Origin of the sequence: Pseudomonas sp. BF-RE-22, from assembly GCF_019956155.1 — a bacterium.
Taxonomy (GTDB): Bacteria; Pseudomonadota; Gammaproteobacteria; order Pseudomonadales; family Pseudomonadaceae; genus Aquipseudomonas; species Aquipseudomonas migulae.
Window position 1 is genome coordinate 41,527 of the sequence record NZ_JAHBDD010000013.1, and the last position, 22,508, is coordinate 64,034.

A 22,508-nucleotide genomic window follows, 5' to 3' on the forward strand; every position below is an offset into this window, starting at 1 on the left:
CGAAGGTAAATTGCCGGTAAAGGCGCTTTGCTAAATCCCCGCCAGTGCTTATCGTTCAGCCTCCCGTAGAAAAAGCCCACGCGCCCAATGGTTGATCATTCAATGCAATCCTCTGCTCCCCGTAGTCCTCGTCGCTGGCTGTTCGGCCTGCTTGTCCTGTTGGTCATCGCCGGCCTGTGCTGGAAATTCTGGCCTGGCAGTGCTGCGCCAAAAGAAGGCAACGGACAAAAAGCCGTGGCCGGGCACACTGGCCGTTCGGGTGGCATGCGTCCGGGTTTCGGTGGGGCGACCGGGCCGGTTCCTGTGCGTGTGGCGCCGGCGGTCAAGGGTGACTTCCCGCTGTATTACAAGGCGTTGGGCACCGTAACGGCGCTGAACACCATTAATGTGCGCAGCCGGGTGGGCGGCGAGCTGATCAAGGTATCGTTCGAAGAAGGGCAGATGGTCAAGGCCGGTGACTTGCTGGCGGAAATCGATCCGCGCCCTTACCAGAACGCCTTGCTACAGGCCGAAGGCACCTTGTTGCAGAATCAGGCGCAACTGAAAAACGCGCAGGTCGATGTCGAGCGTTATCGCAACCTGTATCGCGAAGACAGCATCGCCAAGCAGACCCTGGACACCGCCGAAGCGCTGGTCGGCCAATATCAAGGCACGGTCAAGACCAATCAGGCGGCGGTCAACGACGCCAAGCTCAATCTCGAATTCACCAAAATCCGTGCGCCGATAGCCGGCCGTGTGGGCCTGCGTCAGCTCGACGTCGGCAACCTGGTGGCGGCCAACGACACCACGGCGCTGGCGATCATCACCCAGACCCAACCGATCAGCGTGGCGTTCACCTTGCCGGAAAACAGCCTCGACGTGGTGCTGGCCCGCTATCGCAGCGGCGCCAAGTTGCCCGCCGAAGCGTGGAACCGTGGCGACACCCAAATACAGGCCACCGGTGTATTGCAGAGCCTCGACAACCAGATCGACGTCACCACCGGCACCCTGAAATTCAAGGCGCGCTACGAAAACCGTGATCAGGCGCTGTTCCCCAATCAGTTCGTCAACGTCCACCTGTTGGCCGACACCCTCAAAGGCGTGGTACTCGCGCCGTCGGCAGCGATTCAATTCGGCACCAACGGCACCTTCGTCTATGCGATGGATGGCGACAAGAAAGTCACGATCCGCCAGTTGAAAGTCGGCGCCAGCGACGGTGACAACACCGTGATTACCGAAGGCCTGGTTGCCGGCGATCGTGTCGTCCTGGAAGGCACCGACCGCCTGAAGGAAGGCAGCGAAGTGGAAGTGGTCAACGACACCAAGGATGTGCCGACCACCCCGACCGGGCACCTGCAAGGCAAATCGGCGGCCGACGCGACTGAGCCGGCGACCACCGACAAGGCGAAAAAGGGCGGCGCATGAACATCTCGCGGCTGTTCATCCTTCGCCCGGTCGCCACGACCCTGAGCATGCTGGCCATTATTCTGGCCGGCGTGATCGCCTATCGGCTGTTGCCGGTATCGGCGTTACCGCAGGTCGATTACCCGACCATTCGCGTGATGACCCTCTATCCCGGCGCCAGCCCGGACGTCATGACCAGTGCCGTCACCGCGCCGCTCGAACGCCAGTTCGGGCAGATGCCGGGGCTCACGCAAATGGCCTCGACCAGCTCCGGCGGCGCTTCGGTATTGACCCTGCGGTTCAGCCTCGACATCAACATGGACGTCGCCGAGCAGCAGGTGCAAGCCGCGATCAACGCCGCGACCAATCTGCTGCCCAAGGACCTGCCGGCACCACCGGTGTACAACAAGGTCAACCCGGCGGACACCCCGGTGCTGACCCTGGCGATCACCTCCAAAACCATGCTGTTGCCCAAGCTCAATGACCTGGTCGATACGCGCATGGCGCAGAAAATCGCCCAGATCAGCGGCGTCGGCATGGTCAGCATTGCCGGCGGCCAGCGTCAGGCGGTGCGGATCAAGGTCAACCCCGAGGCCCTTGCGGCCAACGGCCTGAACCTGTCGGACGTGCGCACCTTGATCGGTGCCTCCAACGTCAACCAGCCCAAGGGCAACTTCGACGGCCCGACCCGGGTCTCGATGCTCGATGCAAACGATCAACTGACCTCGCCCAAGGATTACGCCAACCTGATCCTGGCCTACACCAACGGCGCGCCGTTGCGGCTCAAGGACGTGGCGGAAATCGTCGATGGCGCAGAGAACGAGCGCCTAGCGGCATGGGCCAATGAAAATCAGGCGGTATTGCTGAATATTCAGCGTCAGCCGGGGGCCAACGTCATCGAGGTGGTCGACCGGATCAAGGCCTTGCTGCCGAGCATCACCGACAACCTGCCGGCCGGTCTTGAGGTCACCGTACTGACCGACCGCACCCAGACCATCCGCGCATCGGTCACCGACGTGCAACACGAGCTGCTGATCGCCATCGCGCTGGTGGTGATGGTTACGTTCCTGTTCCTGCGTCGGGCCAGCGCCACGATCATTCCATCGGTGGCCGTGCCGCTGTCGCTGATCGGCACCTTCGGCGTGATGTACCTCGCCGGTTTCTCGGTGAACAACCTGACGCTGATGGCGCTGACCATCGCCACCGGTTTCGTGGTGGACGATGCGATCGTCATGCTGGAGAACATTTCCCGGTTCATCGAAGAGGGCGACAGCCCGTTGAACGCGGCGCTCAAGGGCGCCAAGCAGATTGGCTTTACCCTGATTTCCCTGACGCTGTCGCTGATCGCGGTACTGATTCCGCTGCTGTTCATGGCCGACGTGGTAGGGCGCTTGTTCCGCGAATTTGCCATCACCCTGGCGGTGGCGATCCTGATTTCCCTGGTCGTGTCGTTGACCCTGACACCGATGATGTGCGCGCGGTTGCTCAAGCGCGAACCCAAGGAAGAAGAGCAGGGCCGTTTCTACCGGGCCAGCGGCGAAGCAATCGATTGGATGATCGCGGCTTACGGGCGCAAGTTAAAGTGGGTTCTCAAGCATCAACCGCTGACGTTGCTGGTGGCCATCGGCACTTTGGCGCTGACCGTGTTCCTTTACATGGTGGTACCGAAGGGCTTCTTCCCGGTGCAGGACACCGGGGTGATTCAGGGGATTTCCGAGGCGCCGCAGTCAATTTCCTTTGCGGCGATGAGCGAGCGGCAGCAGGAACTGGCGAAAGTGATTCTGGCGGATCCTGCCGTAGAGAGCCTGTCGTCCTATATTGGCGTCGATGGCGATAACTCGACGCTGAACAGCGGTCGCCTGCTGATCAACCTCAAATCACACAGCAATCGCGACTTGAGCGCCACCGAGGTGATTGCCCGCCTGCAACCGGAACTCGACAAACTGGTCGGTATCCGTCTGTTCATGCAGCCGGTGCAAGACCTGACCATCGAGGACCGGGTCAGCCGCACGCAGTACCAGTTCAGCATGTCGTCGCCGGATTCCGAGCTGCTCAGCCTGTGGAGCAGTCGATTGGTCGAGGCTCTGGCCCAACGGCCGGAACTGACCGACGTCGCCAGTGACCTTCAGGACAAAGGCTTGCAGGTTTACCTGGTGATCGACCGCGATGCCGCCTCGCGGATCGGCGTATCGGTGTCGAACATTACCGACGCGCTGTACGACGCCTTCGGCCAACGGCAGATTTCGACCATTTACACCCAGGCCAGCCAGTATCGCGTGGTCCTGCAGTCGCAGTCCGGCGAGAAAATCGGCCCGGATGCGCTGAACCAGATTCACGTCAAGACCACCGATGGCGGGCAAGTGCGCCTGTCCAGCCTGGCGCACATCGAAGAGCGTCAGGCGCAACTGGCGATCACCCACATCGGCCAGTTCCCGGCGGTGATGATGTCGTTCAACCTCGCACCCGGCGTGGCGCTGGGGCATGCGGTGCAAATCATCGAGCAAGTGCAAAAGGACATCGGCATGCCGATTGGCGTGCAGACCCAGTTCCAGGGCGCGGCCGAGGCGTTCCAGGCTTCGCTGTCGAGCACCTTGCTGCTGATTCTGGCGGCGGTGGTGACCATGTACATCGTGCTCGGCGTGCTCTACGAGAGCTACATCCACCCGATCACCATCCTCTCGACCTTGCCCTCGGCGGCGGTCGGCGCCTTGCTGGCGTTGCTGTTGAGTGGCAATGACCTGGGGATGATCGCGATCATCGGCATCATCCTGCTGATCGGCATCGTGAAGAAGAACGCGATCATGATGATCGACTTCGCCCTCGACGCCGAGCGCAATCAGGGCATGGACCCGGAAACGGCGATCTATCAAGCCGCGCTGTTGCGGTTCCGGCCGATTCTGATGACCACGCTCGCGGCGTTGTTCGGCGCGGTGCCGTTGATGCTCGCCACCGGTTCCGGCGCTGAATTACGTCAGCCGTTGGGTCTGGTGATGGTCGGTGGTTTGTTGGTGAGTCAGGTGCTGACGCTGTTCACCACGCCTGTTATCTACCTGTACTTCGACCGCCTCGGTCGTCGTTGGGGCCGCACGTCCGAGTCCGTGGAAGTGGTCGAGCAGCCATGAACCTCTCCGGACCTTTCATCAAGCGCCCGGTCGCCACCATGTTGCTGAGCCTGGCGATCATGCTGCTGGGCGGGGTGAGCTTCGGCCTGCTGCCGGTGTCGCCGTTGCCGCAAATGGACTTCCCGGTGATCGTGGTCCAGGCCAGTCTGCCCGGCGCGAGCCCGGAGGTAATGGCCTCGACCGTGGCCACGCCGCTCGAACGTTCCTTCGGCGCCATTGCCGGGGTCAACACCATGAGCAGCCGATCCAGCCAGGGCTCGACCCGGGTCATTTTGCAGTTTGACCTCGACCGCGACATCAACGGCGCGGCGCGGGAAGTGCAAGCGGCAATCAACGCCTCGCGCAACCTGTTGCCGAGCGGGATGCGCAGCATGCCGACCTACAAGAAGGTCAACCCGTCCCAGGCACCGATCATGGTGCTGTCGCTGACTTCGGACGTTTTGGAAAAGGGTCAGCTTTACGATTTGGCCTCGACGATCCTGTCCCAGAGCCTGTCCCAGGTGCAGGGCGTGGGCGAAGTACAAATCGGCGGCAGCTCTTTACCGGCGGTGCGTATTGAACTCGAACCGCAGGCGCTCAACCAGTACGGCGTGGCGCTGGACGATGTGCGCAACACCATCGCCAATGCCAACGTGCGCCGGCCCAAGGGCTCGGTCGAAGACGGCCAGCGCTTGTGGCAGGTTCAGGCCAACGATCAACTGGAAAAGGCCAAGGACTACGAGTCGCTGATCATCCACTACAACGGCGGCGCGGCGCTGCGCCTGAAGGATGTGGCGAAGGTCAGCGACGGCGTCGAAGACCGCTACAACAGCGGTTTCTTCAACGACGACGCGGCGGTGCTGCTGGTGATCAACCGCCAGGCCGGCGCCAACATCATCGAGACGGTCAACGAGATCAAGGCACAGCTCCCGGCACTGCAAGCCGTGCTGCCTGCCAGTGTCAAACTGAACCTGGCCATGGACCGCTCGCCGGTGATCAAGGCGACCCTGCATGAAGCGGAAATGACCCTGCTGATTGCCGTGGCGCTGGTGATTCTGGTGGTGTTCCTGTTCCTCGGTAACTTCCGCGCCTCGCTGATTCCGACCCTCGCGGTGCCGGTGTCGCTGGTCGGCACTTTCGCAGTGATGTACCTCTACGGGTTCTCGCTGAACAACCTGTCGCTGATGGCATTGATTTTGGCCACCGGGCTGGTGGTGGACGACGCCATTGTGGTGCTGGAGAACATTTCCCGGCACATCGACGAAGGCGTGCCGCCGATGAAGGCCGCTTACCTCGGGGCACAGGAAGTCGGTTTTACGCTGCTGTCGATGAACGTGTCGCTGGTGGCGGTGTTCCTCTCGATCCTGTTTATGGGCGGGATCATCGAAAGCCTGTTCCGTGAGTTTTCCATCACGCTGGCGGCGTCCATCGTGGTGTCGCTGGTGGTCTCGTTGACGCTGACACCGATGCTGTGTGCCCGTTGGCTCAAGCCACATACGCCGGGTCAGGAAAACCGTTTGCAGCGCTGGAGCCAGCGCGCCAACGAATGGATGGTCGGCAAATACGCCACCAGCCTTGACTGGGTGCTGCGTCACCGTCGTCTGACGTTGCTCAGTCTGATCGTGACAGTTGGCGTTAATATTGCGCTGTATGTGGTTGTTCCTAAAACATTTTTGCCTCAGCAAGACACCGGCCAACTGATCGGTTTCGTGCGCGGCGACGATGGTCTGTCGTTCAGCGTCATGCAGCCGAAAATGGAAATCTTCCGCCGTGCCGTGTTGAAGGATGAGGCAGTGGAAAGCGTCGCCGGCTTCATCGGTGGCACTAACGGCACCAACAACGCCTTCATGCTGGTGCGTCTGAAGCCGATCAAGGAACGGGCTTTGTCCGCGCAAAAGGTCATCGAACGCCTGCGCAAGGAAATGCCCAAGGTTCCCGGCGCACAGTTGATGCTGATGGCGGATCAGGACCTGCAGTTTGGCGGTGGTCGTGAACAGACCAGTTCGCAGTATTCCTACATCCTGCAAAGCGCCGACCTAGGCGAATTGCGCCAGTGGTACCCGAAAGTCGTCACCGCGCTCAAGGCGTTGCCGGAGCTGACCGCGATTGATGCCCGTGAAGGGCGCGGCGCGCAGCAAGTGACCTTGATCGTCGACCGCGATCAGGCCAAGCGTCTGGGCGTCGATATGGACATGGTCACCGCCGTGTTGAACAACGCCTACAGCCAGCGGCAGATTTCGACGATCTACGACAGCCTTAACCAGTATCAGGTGGTGATGGAGGTCAATCCGAAGTACGCCCAGGACCCGATCACCCTCAAGCAGGTCCAGGTGATCACCGCCGACGGCGCGCGGATTCCGCTATCGACCATCGCCCATTACGAAAACAGCCTGGAAGATGACCGCGTCAGCCACGAAGGCCAGTTCGCTTCCGAAAGCATTTCCTTCGACATGGCCGAAGGCGTGACCGTGGAGCAGGGCAGTGCGGCCATCGAACGGGCGATTGCCAAGCTCGGTATGCCGGAAGACGTCATCGTGAAAATGGCCGGTACAGCCGATGCCTTTGCCGCCACGCAAAAGAGCCAGCCGTGGATGATTCTTGGCGCGCTGGTGGCGGTGTATCTGGTGCTGGGCGTGCTGTATGAAAGCTACATTCATCCGCTGACCATTCTTTCGACCTTGCCGTCGGCCGGGGTCGGCGCGTTGTTGTCGATCTATGCATTGGGCGGCGAGTTCAGCCTGATCTCGTTGCTCGGCCTGTTTTTGCTGATCGGGGTGGTGAAGAAGAACGCCATTCTGATGATCGACCTCGCGCTGCAACTGGAGCGGCAAAAGGGCCTGGAACCGCTGGAGTCGATTCGCAGCGCGTGTCTGCAACGTCTGCGTCCGATCCTGATGACCACGCTGGCCGCGATCCTCGGGGCGTTGCCGCTGCTGCTGAGCCGTGCCGAAGGTGCGGAAATGCGCCAGCCGCTGGGCCTGACCATCATCGGCGGGCTGATCTTCAGTCAGGTGCTGACCCTTTACACCACCCCGGTGGTTTACCTCTATCTCGACAAACTGCGCCATCGTTTCAATAAATGGCGTGGGGTGCGTACTGATGCTGCTCTGGAAACTCCGCTATGACTGACCGTTCGCTTATCAACCTGTCTGCACCGCTGATCACGGCCAGAGGCTCGCGTTTGTTGAGCCTGTCGCTGTGCGTGGCGCTGCTCAGTGCCTGCGCCATCGGCCCGGATTACCAGCGCCCGACGGCCGCCGCGCCGGTGCAGTACAAGGAAGCGGCCGGTTGGCGTCAGGCCAACCCGAGCGATTCCCTGGCCCGCGGCGCCTGGTGGGAGCTGTATGGCGATCAACAGCTCAACGGCCTGATCGACAAACTCAACAGCGCCAACCAGACCGTCGCCCAGTCCGAAGCCCAGTACCGTCAGGCCCAGGCCCTGGTGCGCAGTGCTCGCGGCGCTTTCTTCCCGACGGTGGACCTGACCGTTGGGAAAAACCGTTCCAGCCAGGGCACCGGCAGCAGCAGTTCGAGCCTGAGCAGTTCCTCCAGCGGTATTCGCAACACCTACACGGCCCAGGCCGGGGTCAGTTGGGAGGCCGATGTCTGGGGTAAATTGCGCCGAGGCCTTGAGGCCGACACCGCCAACGCCGAGGCAAGTTTTGCCGATCTGGCGGCGATGCGGTTGAGCCAGCAGTCGGAATTGGTGCAGAACTACCTGCAATTGCGCGTGATCGATGAGCAAAGGCGCCTGCTGCAAGCGACGGTCGAGGCCTATCAGCGCTCGCTGAAAATGACCGAAAACCAATACCGCGCCGGCGTTTCCGGCAAGGACGCGGTGGCACAGGCCACCACTCAGCTCAAGAGCACCGAGGCCGAGTTGGTCGATCTGATCTGGCAGCGCGCCCAGTTCGAGAACGCCATCGCTGTGCTGATCGGACTGGCGCCCGCTGAGTTCAGCCTCGCAGAAACCACGGACATCCCGCTGCTGCCCGACGTGCCGCTGAACCTGCCTTCGCAATTGCTCGAACGTCGCCCGGACATCGCCTCCGCCGAACGCTCGGTGATGGCCGCCAACGCCAACATCGGCGTGGCCAAGGCCGCTTATTACCCGGACCTGACGTTGAGTTTGAACGGCGGTTACAGCAGCAGCACCTCTTCGAACTGGATCAGTGTGCCGAACCGCTTCTGGTCGGTCGGCCCGCAACTGGCAATGACCCTGTTCGACGGCGGCCAGCGTTCGGCGGAAGTCGACCGCAGCGAAGCGGCCTATGACGAAACTGTGGCCAAATACCGCCAGACCGTGCTCGACGGTTTCCGTGAGGTGGAAAATTACCTGGTTCAGCTCAAGGTCCTCGAAGACGAATCCGCCGTGCGTCAACAGGCTCTGGACGCGGCGCGTGAATCCCTGCGCCTGACCCAGAACCAGTACAAGGCCGGGTTGATTGCTTATCTGGATGTGGTCGTGGTGCAGGCCACGGCGCTGAACAATGAACGCAATATGCTGGACTTGTTGCAGAGCCGGCTGATCGCCAGCGTGCAATTGATTGCGGCGCTGGGCGGCGGATGGGACGGCCAGCTCGAACTCAACAACTGACCCCCGAATTACCGAATTCCCCCGTATCCCTGTAGGAGCTGTCGAGTGAAACGAGGCGGCGATTTTTGATCTTGCTCCAGATCTTCATTGCCTGAAAGAATCGCCGCCTCGTTTCACTCGACAGCTCCTACAGGAGAGCGGGGGAGTTGGGGCTCGGGAGTAACGTTTCAGAGGTATTGCGGGTGATCAAACAAGCGTTTCATCGGCTTGATGGCCCTTTGCTAATTTTCTCAGTGCGTTCTTTTGTGCAATCAGTACAATCGCCCGATTTGCCCCCCGAGAACGGAAGCAGTACGGCGGGGTAGTCGCGAGAAATCCAATGCTCATCGGTAGCTATTCACCCACGCTGGTTATCATTTCGCTCTTCGTAGCGATTCTCGCCTCCTATACCGCACTCGACATGACCGGGCGCATTGCCACCGCCAAAGGTCGGGCCGTGCATTTGTGGACGGCGGGCGGGGCTTTTGCGATGGGCATTGGTGTGTGGTCGATGCATTTCATCGGCATGCTCGCGTTCAAATTGCCGATTGACCTTGGCTACGATGTCACGCTGACGTCGCTGTCGCTGCTGACCGCGTTCCTGTCCAGCGGCTTCGCCCTGTGGCTGGTCAGCCAGCCACAATTACCGGCCTGGCAACTGGCGTTCGGCGCACTGGTGATGGGTGCCGGCATCAGCGCCATGCACTACACCGGCATGGCCGCCATGAGCATGCAGCCGGGCATCGATTACGACCCGACGCTGTTCAGCGCATCGCTGCTGATAGCCGTTGGCGCCTCGGGCGCGGCGTTATGGATCGCCTTCCGCCTGCGCAAGCACACGCCTTACGTCCGGCTGATTCGCGGCGGCGCGGCGGTGATCATGGGCATCGCCATCGTCGGCATGCATTACACCGCCATGGCTGCGGCGCAGTTTCCGGACGGCAGTTTTTGTGGCGCGGCGGTCAACGGTTTAAGCGGCAAGGGCCTGGACAGCCTGGTCTTGATCACCACGCTGGCGGTGTTGAGCATCGCCTTGCTCACCTCGATTCTGGATGCGCGTCTGGAGGCACGTACCGCCGACCTGGCCCGCTCGCTGACCGAAGCCAATCGTGAACTCACCCAACTGGCGCTGCACGACACCCTGACCGGTTTGCCGAATCGGATATTGCTGGCCGACCGCATCGGCCAGGCCATGTCGAGGGTGCAGGAGCAGGGCGGTTGTTTTGCGTTGATGTTCATCGATCTGGACGGTTTCAAACCAGTCAATGATGCGTTCGGCCATCACATGGGCGATCTGCTGCTGCGGGAAGTCGGCTTGCGCTTGCGCGAGGATCTGCGCAGCCAGGACACCCTGGCGCGGATCGGCGGTGACGAATTTGTCTTGCTGGTGCAACTGCGCGACGAACATGACGCCCTGAACCTGGCGGCCCGTCAGGTCGGAATGATCGCGCGCTCGTTCCGCGTCGCCGAACATGATTTGCAGATTTCAGCCAGTGTCGGCATCGCCCTCTATCCGGGCAACGGCCATACGGCCGAAGAGCTGCTGATGAATGCCGATGCGGCGATGTATCACGCCAAGGGCGCGGGCAAAAACGGCTACAGCTTCTTCGACGCCTCGATGAACAGCAACGCGCGTAAACAACTGCAATTGCTGCAAGACCTGCGTAATGCCGTGGACCAGCAACAATTCAGCCTCTATTACCAGCCCAAATTCGACGCCAGCAATGGCCGGCCGGTCGGCGCAGAAGCGCTGTTGCGTTGGGTGCACCCGACTCAGGGCATGCTGCTGCCGGACAAATTCATCGAGCTGGCGGAGAAGACCGGGCTGATCATCCCGATTGGCGACTGGGTGCTCAACGAAGCCTGCCGCCAGATGCGCGAGTGGTACGTGCTCGGCTACACCGACTGGCGCATCGCGGTGAACCTCTCGGCCCTGCAGTTCTGCCATGCCGGCCTGGTTCAGAGTGTCGCCAAAGCCCTGGCCACGCACCATTTGCCCGCTAACAGCCTGACCCTGGAAATCACCGAAACCACCGCCATGAGCGACGCTGATGCGAGCATGACGGTGCTTAACGAGCTCTCGGAGATGGGCGTCGACCTGTCCATCGATGATTTTGGCACCGGCTATTCAAGCTTGATGTACCTCAAGCGCTTGCCGGCCAACGAATTGAAGATTGACCGTGGTTTTGTTCGCGACCTGGAACGCGACAGCGACGACGCCGCGATCGTTTCCGCCATCGTCGCGCTGGGCCAGGCACTGGGTTTGCGGATTGTCGCCGAAGGGGTGGAAACCGACGTTCAGCAGGATTTCCTGACCCAGTTGGGCTGTGATTCGTTGCAGGGTTACCTGCTGGGGCACCCGCTGCCAGCGGAGCGCTTCATGGTCGACATCCTTCGAGCGGAGCGTGCGGCCGCGTTACCGCTTACCGCCGAGTTACAGCCCTTGTAGGAGCCGGCTTGCCGGCGATGGGGCCCGTCCAGTCTCCACACACCCCATGCAAAAAACGCCGATGACGGTTATTCTTGCCCCCGACTGCTTACGCTTGAACGGGGAAAGCTCGCATGGACAAAGTCATCGTCATCACCGGCGGCAGCCGCGGCATCGGTGCCGCCACAGCCTTGTTGGCCGCCGAACAGGGCTATCGGATCTGCATCAACTATCAATCCGACGAAGAAGCTGCGCACCGTGTGCTCGAGCAAGTCCGCGCCCTCGGTGCCCAAGCCATCGCGGTCCGTGCCGATGTCAGCATCGAAGACGAAGTGATCGCCTTGTTTCACCGGGTCGACACCGAGCTGGGCCGGGTCACCGCACTGGTCAACAACGCCGGCACCGTGGGGCACAAGTCCCGGGTCGACGAAATGTCCGAATTCCGCATCCTCAAAATTCTCAAAACCAACGTCCTGGCGCCAATCCTCTGCGCCAAACACGCGATCCTGCGCATGTCGCCCAAACATGGCGGCCAGGGTGGCAGCATCGTCAACGTTTCCTCGGTGGCCGCACGCTTGGGCGCCCCCAACGAATACGTCGACTACGCGTCCTCCAAAGGCGCACTCGACACCTTCACCGTCGGCCTGTCCAAGGAAGTGGCCGGCGAAGGCATCCGCGTCAACGCCGTGCGCCCCGGTTACATCTACACCGATTTCCATGCACTGAGCGGCGATCCGGACCGGGTCAGCAAACTGGAATCGGCAATACCGATGGCACGCGGTGGCCGGCCGGATGAAGTGGCGGAAGCGATTGTGTGGTTGTTGTCGGATAAGGCGTCGTATGCGACGGGGACGTTTGTTGATCTTGGTGGCGGGCGCTAGCCCTCAAGTGTTGTGGTGCCTGTTCTGGTCTCATCGCGAGCAGGCTCGCTCCCACAGTGGAACACGGTCAACTGTAGGAGCGAGCCTGCTCGCGAAGGCGATAGACCAAACACTATCAAACCTTCAGAACGACCGAACAATCCGCCCCAACGTCTCCATCGCCTTCTCCGCAACCTCATCCCAAGGGCTGCCATAATTCAGCCGAATACAATTCCTGAACCGCTGCGCCGGTGAAAATATCGGCCCCGGCGCAATGCTGATCCCTTGCGCCAATGCCATCTGAAACAACTTCAACGAATCCATCTGCGGCGGCAATTCCAGCCACAAAAAATACCCGCCGGCCGGTTGGCTGACGCGAGTCTGCGCCGGGAAATAGCGCGCAATCGCCGCCAGCATCGCACTTTGCTGCTCTTCCAGCGCATAACGCAGTTTGCGCAGATGCCGGTCATAGCCGCCATGTTGCAGGTAGTCGGCAATGGCCGCTTGCGCCGGCATCGATGCGCACAGCGAGGTCATCAACTTCAACCGCTCAATCTTCTGCGCATAGCGCCCGGCAGCTACCCAGCCAATGCGATAACCAGGGGCTAGGCTCTTGGCGAACGAGCCGCAGTGCATTACCAACCCTTCGGTATCGAACGCTTTCGCCGGTTTTGGCGCCTGCTGCCCGTAATAGAGTTCTGCGTAAACGTCATCTTCGATCAGCGGCACCTGGTGGCTGCGCAACAGCTCCACCAGTTCCTGTTTCTTGGCCTCGGGCATGGTGGCGCCCATGGGGTTCTGGAAACTGGTCATGCACCAGCAGGCCTTGATCGGGTGGCGTTCCAGGGTTTGCGCGAGCACGCCGAGGTCGATGCCGTCGCGTGGGTGCACGGGGATTTCCACGGCTTTGAGTTTCAGTCGTTCGAGGATTTGCAGGCAGGCATAGAACGCCGGGGCTTCGATGGCCACCAGGTCGCCGGGTTCGGTGACGGCTTGCAGGCACAGGTTCAACGCTTCGAGGGCGCCGTTGGTGATCAGCAGCTCTTCCATGGGCAGCATCAGGCCGCCGACCATGTAGCGCAGGGCGATTTGCCGGCGCAGTTGCGGGTTGCCTGGCGACATGTCGGTGACGACCATGCGCGGGTCCATTTCCCGGGCGGCGCTGGCCAGGGAGCGGGACAGGCGTTGCAGGGGAAACAGGGTCGGGCTGGGGAACGCCGAGCCGAAGGGCACGGTGTTGGGGTCTTTGATCGAGTCGAGGACTGAGAACACCAGTTCACTAACGTCGACTTCGGTGGACTCGTTGACCTGGCTGCTGATCACCGGCTCTGAAAACGGGCTCGGCGCATGGGTGTTGACGAAGTAGCCGGAACGCGGGCGGGCACGGATCAGGCCGCGGCGCTCCAACAGGTAATAGGCCTGGAACACCGTGGACGGACTGACGCCGTAGGTCTGGCTGGCGTAGCGCACCGAGGGCACGCGCTGGCCGGGGCCGAGGACGCCGGAGCGGATCAGTTCAGCGATGTCGTCGGCGAATTTTTCGTAGCGTTTCATCGAGTGCCCGGTTCATTGTGGTTCAGTGAAAGCGAGGTGACTTCTTCGCGGGCGAGCCTCGCTCCTACAGACACCATCGTACCGTAGGAGCGAGGCTTGCCCGCGAATGGCAGCACCGCAGTCTAAGGGATCAACGGTTCATCGGCGCAACAAACCGGCTTTTGGCCACGCTATAAATCTCAGGTTCATCGCTGTCGACGATCTTGAAACTGATGCTCTGCGAGCTGCTGCTCGGCCGTTCGGTGGTCATTGCCACGGACACCGGCACGTCGACAATTTCGCCCGGCGCCAGGCTCAGTTCGGTCTTGCCTTGCAGCTGGAAGCCGTCGCCATCGACCAGGGTCAAGCGGTAGTCCTGACGTTGCTGGGTCTTGTTGATGACTTTAAGGCTGTAGATGTTTTCGATCTGCCCCTGGCTGTTCTCGCGGAACAGACCACGGTCCTTGCTGACGTCCAGCGACACCATCGGCCGTTCCACCAGCGCGAGGGCGAGGGCGCCGATCATCACCAGCAACACCGCGGTGTAGCCGATCAGCCTTGGCCGCAGCAGATGCGTCTTGCCACCTTGCAACTCGTGCTCCGAGGTGTAGCTGATCAGGCCACGGGCATAGCCCATTTTGTCCATGATCGAATCGCAGGCGTCGATACACGCGGCGCACCCGATGCACTCCATCTGCAAGCCATCGCGGATGTCGATGCCGGTCGGGCAGACCTGCACACACAGTTGGCAATCGATGCAATCACCAAGGCCGACGTCGGCAGGTTTCACCTCACGTTTGCGCGGGCCACGGTTTTCGCCACGGGCGACATCGTAGGAAATGGTCAGCGTGTCTTTGTCGAACATCACGCTCTGGAACCGTGCATACGGGCACATGTGCATGCACACCGCTTCGCGCAGCCAACCAGCGTTGATGTAGGTCGCGCCGGTGAAAAACAGCACCCAAAACAGGCTGACGCCGCCCATCTGCAAGGTCAGCAACTCTTCGGCCAGCGGCCGGATCGGCGTGAAGTAACCGACAAACGTCAGGCCCGTCATCAAACTGATCGCCAGCCACAGCGTGTGCTTGGCCGAGCGACGCATCAGTTTATTCACGCCCCAGGGCGCGGCTTGCAGCTTGATTCGCTGGTTACGCTCGCCTTCGGTGATCTTCTCGCACCACATGAAGATCCAGGTCCAGGAACTCTGCGGGCAGGTGTAGCCGCACCAGACCCGGCCGGCAAATACGGTGATCGCAAACAGACCGAACGCGGCAATGATCAGCAGCGCCGACAGCAGAATGAAATCCTGCGGCCAGAAGGTCGCACCGAAGATGTGGAATTTGCTTTCGGAAAGGTCCCAGAGCACGGCCTGACGGCCACCCCAGTTCAACCACACGGTGCCGAAAAACAGCAGGAACAGAAATCCCGCACCGCTCAAGCGCAGGGTACGGAACAGACCGGTGAAGCTGCGGGTGTGGATCAGGTTGTCGCTGGACTTGGCCTTCATCTTTGGACGCGAAGGCTCAAATGTTTCTACGGTTCGGACGGGGATTCTTTCGCTCATGGTCTTTCGCTCATCAGCCTCCATCAGGCATGAGCACTATGAGCGGCGATCTGTTTGCATAACAGACTCAGGTATCGCAATAAAAAGCGGATCAGATGAGCGTTGAGCCTCGCCCTGCGACAAGTTGATGCACCCGTCAAAACGGGGCGCGGGCGCCTATATCAGGCGCCCGCGCGTGATGTTGATCCGGGTCAGTCAAATCACCGAATCACTGTTGGTTGCCTTCAGATGCCGGCGGCCGTCCACTGCGCCTGCTACGGTCAATGCATCGGCTTCTGCTTCGGTGATGTAAATGCGCTGGCCGTCGATGTCTACCGCCGACATGGCCTTGGCGCCGTCGGTGATGATGGTGACGTCGGGGCACAGGCGGATTTCTTCGCCGTTCTGCGTGATAAAGAAGCAGGTCTGGTTTTCGATGCGCACAGTCATGGAGAGGTCCTTTTTCTGCGGGTTCATGACTGTTAGGGCACCCGCGGTCGCCATCGTTCTGTGCAACCGATTAATGGTCGGCGCGGTCCATCCTCTATCGAGCATCTACAAGGATTGCACCATGAACGCCTGGTGGCATGAGGTTTGGGTGACGCTGCAAGCGGAGTTCGCCGACATCGGTGACGCCTCACAACTGACACGAATTACCGTCAGATTGCTGATAGCGGCGATTTTGGGCGGGATTCTGGGGTTCGAGCGTGAACACAAGGGCAAGGCGGCCGGAGTGCGAACGCACATGTTGGTCGCGCTTGGCGCGGCATTGTTTGTGCTGGTGCCGCAAATGTCCGGTTCTCAGGCGGATGCCATGAGCCGCGTGGTGCAGGGCGTGATCGCCGGGATCGGCTTTCTCGGTGCCGGGACCATCCTGAAAAACCAGGACGGTGATGAAGGCCACGTGAAAGGCCTGACCACCGCCGCCGGGTTGTGGATGACTGCGGCGATTGGTGTTTCCGCCGGGTTGGGGCGTGAGGCAACGGCGGTGTTCAGTACGTTGCTGGCGTTGGGGATTTTCAGTGTGATGCCGAGGATCGTGAAGCTACTCGAAAACAAAGACTGACACGGTCCTGTAGGAGCCGGCTTGCTGGCGATGGCGTCCGTACATTAAACATTGCGTTATCTGGACGACCGCTATCGCCAGCAAGCCGGCTCCTACAGGGGTTGCGGCATCATTCAGGTTGGCGGGCATCATTCGGGACTGACGATTACCGGCGGGATGGTTTCTGGCGGATCTTCACGCGGTGGCGGGGTAGTGCCCGGCGGATCCTGCTCGGGTACAGGCTGCGGCTCAGTCGGCGGAATCGTCGGTTGGTCGATGTTCGGATCGGGCGTTTCTGCCGGGATTGGAATACTCATCGTTGAAGCCTCCAGTGGCACATGGCGCAAGTCGTGCTTAAGTGTGTTGACCACTTCGTGCAGGAATTGATTCCACCGGATACCCAGGCAAATCCCCGTGAACTTTACCGGCGCCCGTCGCTCGGAACTTAAGTGAGTTCATTCCGGGGCCGCTGGCCTTGCGCGAATGACGACCAGGTACAAGAGCGTCCATGGGGCGTGAAGGAGAGATGCTCGATGACTGCTGAAAAACCCACAGAGCTCAACTACAACCCTCACATGCCGCTGTCGCAGGCATTACTGTTACCGCGCATCGCCATCGAAAACACCATGCCGACCCTCGATGGCGGGCAATTCGCCGTTAAAGCGGTGGTGGGGCAAGACGTGGTCGTCACCAGCAAAGTCTTCGCCGACGGTCATGACAAACTGGCCGTCCGGGTCCGCTGGCGCGCCGCCGACGATGAAGTCTGGCAGAGCGAAGTCATGGGCGAGTTGGGCAACAACGGTTATCAAGGCCAGTTCCGCGTCGACCGCCAGGGCCGCTATGTGTTCTGCATCGAAGCCTGGGTCGATCAGTTCGCCAGCTTCTGTTATGAGCTGGAAAAAAAGTACACGGCCCGCGTGCCGGTCAGTCTTGAGTTGCAGGAGGGGCGCAATCAGGTCCAGCAGGCGGCCGAACGCACTGAAGGACCACTCAGCGAAGCGCTGGCCGCGCTGCACCATGAATTGTCCGGGTTGCTCGAAACCGAGCAGGTCGCACTGTTTTTGCACCAGCGTAGCGCTGACCTGATGGCCGAGGCCGATCACCACGCTTATTTGAGCCTGAGCGCCGAGTATCCGCTGGATGTCGAACGCGAGCTTGCGCAGTTTGCCAGTTGGTATGAGTTGTTCCCGCGCTCGATCACCGATGACCCGGCCCGTCACGGCACCTTCAACGACGTGCATTCGCGGCTGCCGATGATCCACGACATGGGGTTCGACGTGCTGTATTTTCCGCCGATCCACCCGATCGGGCGCAGCTACCGCAAAGGCCCGAACAACTCGCTCACCGCTGGCCCGGACGATCCGGGCAGCCCCTATGCCATTGGCAGTGAAGAGGGCGGGCATGAGGCGATTCATAAGGAGCTGGGCACCCGCGAAGACTTCCGTCGGCTGGTGGCTGCAGCGGCTGACCATGGTCTGGAAATCGCGCTCGACTTTGCCATCCAGTGTTCCCAGGACCATCCGTGGCTCAAACAGCACCCCGGCTGGTTCAACTGGCGCCCGGACGGCACCATCAAATACGCCGAGAACCCGCCGAAGAAATACCAGGACATCGTCAACGTCGACTTCTATGCGGTCGAGGCGATCCCCAGCCTGTGGGTCGAGTTGCGCGACATCGTGGTCGGCTGGGTCGAGGAGGGCGTGAAGATCTTTCGCGTCGACAACCCGCACACCAAACCGTTGCCGTTCTGGCAGTGGCTGATCGCCGATGTGCGGGCGCTGTACCCGGAGGTGATTTTTCTCGCCGAAGCCTTCACCACGCCGGCGATGATGGCGCGCCTGGGCAAGGTGGGGTATTCGCAGAGCTACACCTACTTCACCTGGCGCAACACCAAGCATGAACTGTCGACGTACTTCACCGAGCTCAACGAATCGCCGTGGCGCGAATGCTACCGGCCGAATTTCTTCGTCAATACGCCAGACATCAACCCGGCGTTTCTGCATGAGTCGGGGCGCGCCGGTTTTCTCATCCGTGCGGCGCTGGCGACTATGGGCTCCGGGTTGTGGGGCATGTATTCAGGGTTCGAACTCTGTGAAGCCGCGCCTGTGCCGGGGAAGGAGGAATACCTCGATTCCGAGAAGTACGAGATCCGCCCAAGGGACTTCAATGCGCCCGGCAACATCATCGCCGAGATCGCGCAGCTCAATCGCATTCGTCGGCAAAACCCGGCGCTGCACACGCATTTGGGGCTAAGGGTCTACAACGCCTGGAATGACAACATTCTGTATTTCGGCAAGCGCAGCGCCGATGGCAGCAATTTCATTCTGGTGGCCGTCAGCCTCGATCCGCACAACGTTCAGGAAGCGAATTTCGAATTGCCGCTGTGGGAAATGGGTTTGTCCGACGACGCCAGCACCCAGGGTGAGGATTTGATGAACGGGCATCGCTGGACCTGGCACGGCAAGTACCAGTTCATGCGGATCGACCCGGCGCATCAGCCGTTCGGGATCTGGCGCATCACCGTCTAAACGCAGGACCTGTAGGAGCCGGCTTGCTGGCGATAGCGCAATTGTATTCAACAGTTTCGTTGACTGGCCCGCCGCCATCGCCAGCAAGCCGGCTCCTACAAGGGAAATCATTGCGTCGGAGGACTGTGTACGGCCCAGCGACCTTCTCGAACTCAACAGGAGTTTCAAATGGCGAAGAAACCCAAGGCAGCCACGTTTATCAAGGACCCGCTCTGGTACAAGGATGCGGTGATCTACCAGGTTCACGTTAAGTCTTTTTTCGACTCCAACAACGACGGGATCGGCGACTTTCCCGGCCTTATCGCCAAACTCGATTACATTGCCGACCTCGGCGTCAACACCATCTGGCTGTTGCCGTTTTATCCCTCGCCACGACGCGATGACGGTTACGATATTGCCGAATACCGCGGCGTGCACCCCGATTACGGCACCATGGCCGACGCCAAACGCTTTATCTCTGAAGCGCACAAACGTGGCTTGCGGGTGATTACCGAACTGGTCATCAACCACACCTCGGACCAGCACGCGTGGTTCCAGCGTGCGCGCAAAGCCAAGCCTGGCTCGGCCGCGCGGGACTTTTATGTCTGGTCCGATGACGATCAAAAATACGACGGCACCCGCATCATTTTTCTCGACACCGAGAAATCCAACTGGACCTGGGACCCGGTCGCCGGTCAGTACTTCTGGCACCGCTTCTACTCCCACCAGCCGGACCTGAACTTCGATAACCCGCAGGTCATGAAAGCCGTGCTCTCGGTCATGCGCTATTGGCTGGACATGGGCATCGACGGTTTGCGTCTGGATGCGATTCCGTACCTCATCGAGCGCGACGGCACCAACAACGAAAACCTGCCCGAGACCCACGATGTCCTCAAGCAGATCCGTGCCGAAATCGACGCCAATTATCCCGACCGCATGCTGCTGGCCGAGGCCAACCAATGGCCGGAAGACACCCAGTTGTACTTCGGCGACACCGATACAAAAGGCCTGAACGGCGACGAATGCCACATGGCCTTTCACTTCCCGCTGATGCCGCGGATGTACATGGCGCTGGCCCAGGAAGACCGTTTCCCGATCACCGACATTCTGCGTCAGACCCCGGAAATCCCGGCCAACTGTCAGTGGGCGATTTTCCTGCGCAACCACGATGAGCTGACCCTGGAAATGGTCACCGACAAGGAGCGCGATTACCTGTGGAACTACTACGCCGCCGACCGTCGCGCGCGGATCAACCTGGGGATTCGCCGTCGCCTCGCACCGCTGATGGAGCGTGATCGTCGTCGCGTGGAATTGCTCAATAGCCTGTTGCTGTCGATGCCCGGCACGCCGACGCTGTATTACGGCGATGAAATCGGCATGGGCGACAACATCTACCTCGGCGACCGCGATGGCGTGCGCACGCCGATGCAATGGTCGATCGACCGTAACGGCGGCTTTTCCCGCGCCGACCCGGCGAGCCTGGTGCTGCCGCCGATCATGGACCCGCAATACGGTTACCTGTCGGTCAACGTCGAAACCCAGGCCGGCGACCCGCATTCGCTGCTGAACTGGACTCGCCGCATGCTCGCGGTGCGCAAACAGTCCAAGGCCTTCGGTCGTGGCACCCTGAAAATGCTGTCGCCGAGCAACCGCCGGATTCTGGCCTACACCCGTGAATTCACCGGGGCCGACGGCAAGCACGAAATCATCCTGTGCGTAGCCAACGTGTCCCGCAGCGCGCAAGCGGCAGAGCTCGACCTGTCGGCCTACGTCGGCATGGTGCCGGTGGAGATGCTCGGCGGGAATGCGTTCCCGCCGATTGGGCAATTGAATTTCCTCCTGACCCTGGCACCGTACGGTTTCTATTGGTTTGTGCTGGCGGCAGAAAACCAGATGCCGAGCTGGCACGTCGAGCCGGCGCAAAGCCTGCCGGATTTCACCACGCTGGTGTTGAAAAAACGCATGGAAGAACTGCTCGAAGCGCCGTCCCGTGACACGCTGGAGCAGAGCATCTTGCCGAGCTGGTTGCAGAACCGGCGTTGGTTCGCCGGCAAGGACGCTGCCATCGACAAGGTCAACCTGGCCTACGGCGTGCGTTTTGGAGATGCGCAGCATCCGGTGCTGTTGAGTGAAATCGAAGTCACCAGCGGCGGCCAGACCAGTCGTTACCAGTTGCCGTTCGGCTTCATTGCGGACGATCAGGTCGGGCCGGCATTGCCGCAGCAACTGGCGTTGTCGCGCGTACGACGCGGACCTCAGGTGGGTTTGATCACCGATGCCTTCAGCCTCGAACACTTCATCCGCGCCGTGCTGTCAGCCATGCAGGACAACACGGTGTTGCCTTCCGATGGCGGCGAAATCCGTTTCGAGCCGACTGCCGCACTGGCCGGCCTGGGGCTGACGGCGGAATCGGAAGTGCGTTACCTGTCCGCCGAACAGTCCAACAGTTCGGTGGTGGTGGGCAAAACCATGGTGCTGAAGCTGATCCGCAAGATCGCCTCGGGCGTGCACCCGGAACTGGAAATGAGCGCGTACCTGACCGACGCTGGCTTTGCCAATATCTCGCCGCTGCTGGGCTCGGTGGTTCGCCGCGACGCCAAGGGCGAAGACAACCTGCTGATGATCGCCCAAGGCTATTTGAGCAATCAGGGCGATGCGTGGGAATGGACGCAGAACAACCTCGAACGGGCGCTGCGTGATGAACTGGCCGACGCGATGTCCGAGCAGGAACAGCATTACAACGCCCTCGGCGAGTTGAAAGACTTCGCCGCTATGCTCGGTCAGCGCCTGGGTGAAATGCACCTGGTGCTGGCGGCGTCTACCGACGACCCGGACTTCGCCCCGCACGTCACCACGCAAAAAGACGCCCTGGCCTCGGCCAAGGATGTCGCGGCGCAACTGGAGCACGCGCTGAAGTTGCTCAAGCAGCATCAAAGCGAACTGAACCCGGCGGACAAAACCCTGGTCAGCCGTTTACTGGACAACAAAAAAGCCATCCTCGCCCACGTCCAGGAACTGGGTAAAAAAGCGGTCGGTGGTCTGCGGATTCGCGTCCACGGCGACTTGCACCTCGGGCAGGTGCTGGTGATCAAGGGTGATGCGTACCTGATCGATTTCGAAGGCGAACCGGCGCGGCCACTGGCCGAACGTCGCGGCAAACACAGCCCCTACAAAGATGTCAGCGGCGTGTTGCGTTCCTTCGACTACGCTGCGGCGATGACGATCAACGTGCACAACGCCGATCACACCACCGATGTGCAGGCGGCCCGTCAGCGCGTTGCCGATCGCTATTTAAGTGAAGCGCGACAGGCATTTGTCGACGCTTATCGGCTGGCGGCAGCTAGTCTTGCTCATGCGTGGCAAGATCCGGAAGGCGAGGACGCCGCGTTGGCGTTGTTCGGTCTGGAAAAAGCGGCGTATGAGGTGGCCTATGAGGCAGAGAATCGGCCCACCTGGTTGCCCGTGCCGTTGCACGGTTTATATGGATTATTGAGTGGGCTTAAACCCTTTTCCGATCTTGGTGGAGAGTAGT

13 protein-coding genes are annotated in these 22,508 nt (G+C 60.8%); 9 read left to right on the plus strand and 4 right to left on the minus strand.

Annotated elements, in window-relative coordinates; genetic code table 11:
* Positions 1–87 precede the first annotated feature (87 nt).
* The 6 genes from KGA82_RS09575 (at position 88) to KGA82_RS09600 (ending at position 12,369) form a co-directional block, all read left to right on the plus strand.
* Positions 88–1,404 (plus strand): MdtA/MuxA family multidrug efflux RND transporter periplasmic adaptor subunit, encoded by a 1,317-nt coding sequence (locus tag KGA82_RS09575; RefSeq protein ID WP_223450227.1) that lies wholly within the window; start codon positions 88–90, stop codon positions 1,402–1,404.
* A complete protein-coding gene (locus tag KGA82_RS09580) occupies positions 1,401–4,505 on the plus strand; it encodes an MdtB/MuxB family multidrug efflux RND transporter permease subunit (protein WP_223450228.1) in 3,105 nt (1,034 codons plus the stop codon). Before KGA82_RS09575 ends, KGA82_RS09580 begins: the two co-directional genes overlap by 4 nt.
* Positions 4,502–7,609, plus strand: a complete 3,108-nt coding sequence (locus KGA82_RS09585; RefSeq protein ID WP_223450229.1) for an efflux RND transporter permease subunit — start codon at positions 4,502–4,504, stop codon at positions 7,607–7,609. Before KGA82_RS09580 ends, KGA82_RS09585 begins: the two co-directional genes overlap by 4 nt.
* Complete coding sequence (locus KGA82_RS09590) at positions 7,606–9,081, plus strand: efflux transporter outer membrane subunit (protein ID WP_008036281.1); 1,476 nt, start codon at positions 7,606–7,608, stop codon at positions 9,079–9,081. The genes KGA82_RS09585 and KGA82_RS09590 overlap by 4 nt, the downstream gene beginning before the upstream one ends.
* Before the next feature lie 319 nt (positions 9,082–9,400).
* A complete protein-coding gene (locus tag KGA82_RS09595; protein WP_223450230.1) occupies positions 9,401–11,509 on the plus strand; it encodes a putative bifunctional diguanylate cyclase/phosphodiesterase in 2,109 nt (702 codons plus the stop codon).
* Positions 11,510–11,622: 113 nt separating this feature from the next.
* Entirely contained in the window at positions 11,623–12,369 is a 747-nt protein-coding gene (locus tag KGA82_RS09600) for an SDR family oxidoreductase (protein WP_008035597.1), read from the plus strand.
* Between the two features lie 123 nt (positions 12,370–12,492).
* Here KGA82_RS09600 and mapR read toward each other — a convergent pair whose 3' ends face one another.
* The 3 genes from mapR to KGA82_RS09615 all read right to left on the minus strand — a co-directional run bounded on the left by mapR (position 12,493) and on the right by KGA82_RS09615 (position 15,874).
* Positions 12,493–13,902 carry a GntR family transcriptional regulator MpaR gene (mapR, locus tag KGA82_RS09605; RefSeq protein ID WP_223450231.1) on the minus strand — a complete coding sequence of 470 codons (1,410 nt, stop codon included), beginning with the start codon at positions 13,900–13,902 and terminating at the stop codon, positions 12,493–12,495.
* A gap of 130 nt (positions 13,903–14,032) precedes the next feature.
* Positions 14,033–15,445 carry a cytochrome c oxidase accessory protein CcoG gene (gene ccoG, locus KGA82_RS09610; RefSeq protein WP_223416669.1) on the minus strand — a complete coding sequence of 471 codons (1,413 nt, stop codon included), beginning with the start codon at positions 15,443–15,445 and terminating at the stop codon, positions 14,033–14,035.
* Positions 15,446–15,640: 195 nt separating this feature from the next.
* Positions 15,641–15,874, minus strand: coding sequence for a DUF3203 family protein (locus KGA82_RS09615; protein ID WP_008035603.1), 234 nt, complete (start codon positions 15,872–15,874; stop codon positions 15,641–15,643).
* 121 nt (positions 15,875–15,995) lie between these two features.
* On the opposite strand from KGA82_RS09615, the gene KGA82_RS09620 reads away from it, so the two are divergent.
* Complete coding sequence (locus tag KGA82_RS09620) at positions 15,996–16,490, plus strand: MgtC/SapB family protein (protein WP_207284273.1); 495 nt, start codon at positions 15,996–15,998, stop codon at positions 16,488–16,490.
* Between the two features lie 128 nt (positions 16,491–16,618).
* Here the strand turns inward: KGA82_RS09620 and KGA82_RS09625 are convergent, their stop codons facing one another.
* A complete protein-coding gene (locus KGA82_RS09625) occupies positions 16,619–16,786 on the minus strand; it encodes a hypothetical protein (protein ID WP_192227263.1) in 168 nt (55 codons plus the stop codon).
* Between the two features lie 216 nt (positions 16,787–17,002).
* Between KGA82_RS09625 and KGA82_RS09630 the strand changes: the two genes are divergently transcribed.
* Positions 17,003–18,997 carry an alpha-1,4-glucan--maltose-1-phosphate maltosyltransferase gene (locus KGA82_RS09630; RefSeq protein WP_008035614.1) on the plus strand — a complete coding sequence of 665 codons (1,995 nt, stop codon included), beginning with the start codon at positions 17,003–17,005 and terminating at the stop codon, positions 18,995–18,997.
* A 168-nt stretch (positions 18,998–19,165) separates the two neighbouring features.
* Positions 19,166–22,507: a maltose alpha-D-glucosyltransferase gene (gene treS, locus KGA82_RS09635; RefSeq protein WP_223450232.1), complete on the plus strand. Its 3,342-nt coding sequence runs from the start codon at positions 19,166–19,168 to the stop codon at positions 22,505–22,507.
* Position 22,508 lies beyond the last annotated feature (1 nt).

What these genes read in the sequence shown, in the direction of transcription:
- KGA82_RS09595 (WP_223450230.1), top strand. Translation starts at nt 9,401, where the DNA reads ATGCTCATCGGTAGCTATTCACCCACGCTGGTTATCATTTCGCTCTTC.
- KGA82_RS09620 (WP_207284273.1), top strand. Translation starts at nt 15,996, where the DNA reads ATGAACGCCTGGTGGCATGAGGTTTGGGTGACGCTGCAAGCGGAGTTC.
- KGA82_RS09600 (WP_008035597.1), top strand. Translation starts at nt 11,623, where the DNA reads ATGGACAAAGTCATCGTCATCACCGGCGGCAGCCGCGGCATCGGTGCC.
- KGA82_RS09585 (WP_223450229.1), top strand. Translation starts at nt 4,502, where the DNA reads ATGAACCTCTCCGGACCTTTCATCAAGCGCCCGGTCGCCACCATGTTG.
- KGA82_RS09615 (WP_008035603.1), bottom strand. Translation starts at nt 15,874, where the DNA reads ATGACTGTGCGCATCGAAAACCAGACCTGCTTCTTTATCACGCAGAAC.
- treS (WP_223450232.1), top strand. Translation starts at nt 19,166, where the DNA reads ATGGCGAAGAAACCCAAGGCAGCCACGTTTATCAAGGACCCGCTCTGG.
- KGA82_RS09625 (WP_192227263.1), bottom strand. Translation starts at nt 16,786, where the DNA reads ATGAGTATTCCAATCCCGGCAGAAACGCCCGATCCGAACATCGACCAA.
- KGA82_RS09590 (WP_008036281.1), top strand. Translation starts at nt 7,606, where the DNA reads ATGACTGACCGTTCGCTTATCAACCTGTCTGCACCGCTGATCACGGCC.
- ccoG (WP_223416669.1), bottom strand. Translation starts at nt 15,445, where the DNA reads ATGAGCGAAAGAATCCCCGTCCGAACCGTAGAAACATTTGAGCCTTCG.
- KGA82_RS09580 (WP_223450228.1), top strand. Translation starts at nt 1,401, where the DNA reads ATGAACATCTCGCGGCTGTTCATCCTTCGCCCGGTCGCCACGACCCTG.
- mapR (WP_223450231.1), bottom strand. Translation starts at nt 13,902, where the DNA reads ATGAAACGCTACGAAAAATTCGCCGACGACATCGCTGAACTGATCCGC.
- KGA82_RS09630 (WP_008035614.1), top strand. Translation starts at nt 17,003, where the DNA reads ATGACTGCTGAAAAACCCACAGAGCTCAACTACAACCCTCACATGCCG.
- KGA82_RS09575 (WP_223450227.1), top strand. Translation starts at nt 88, where the DNA reads ATGGTTGATCATTCAATGCAATCCTCTGCTCCCCGTAGTCCTCGTCGC.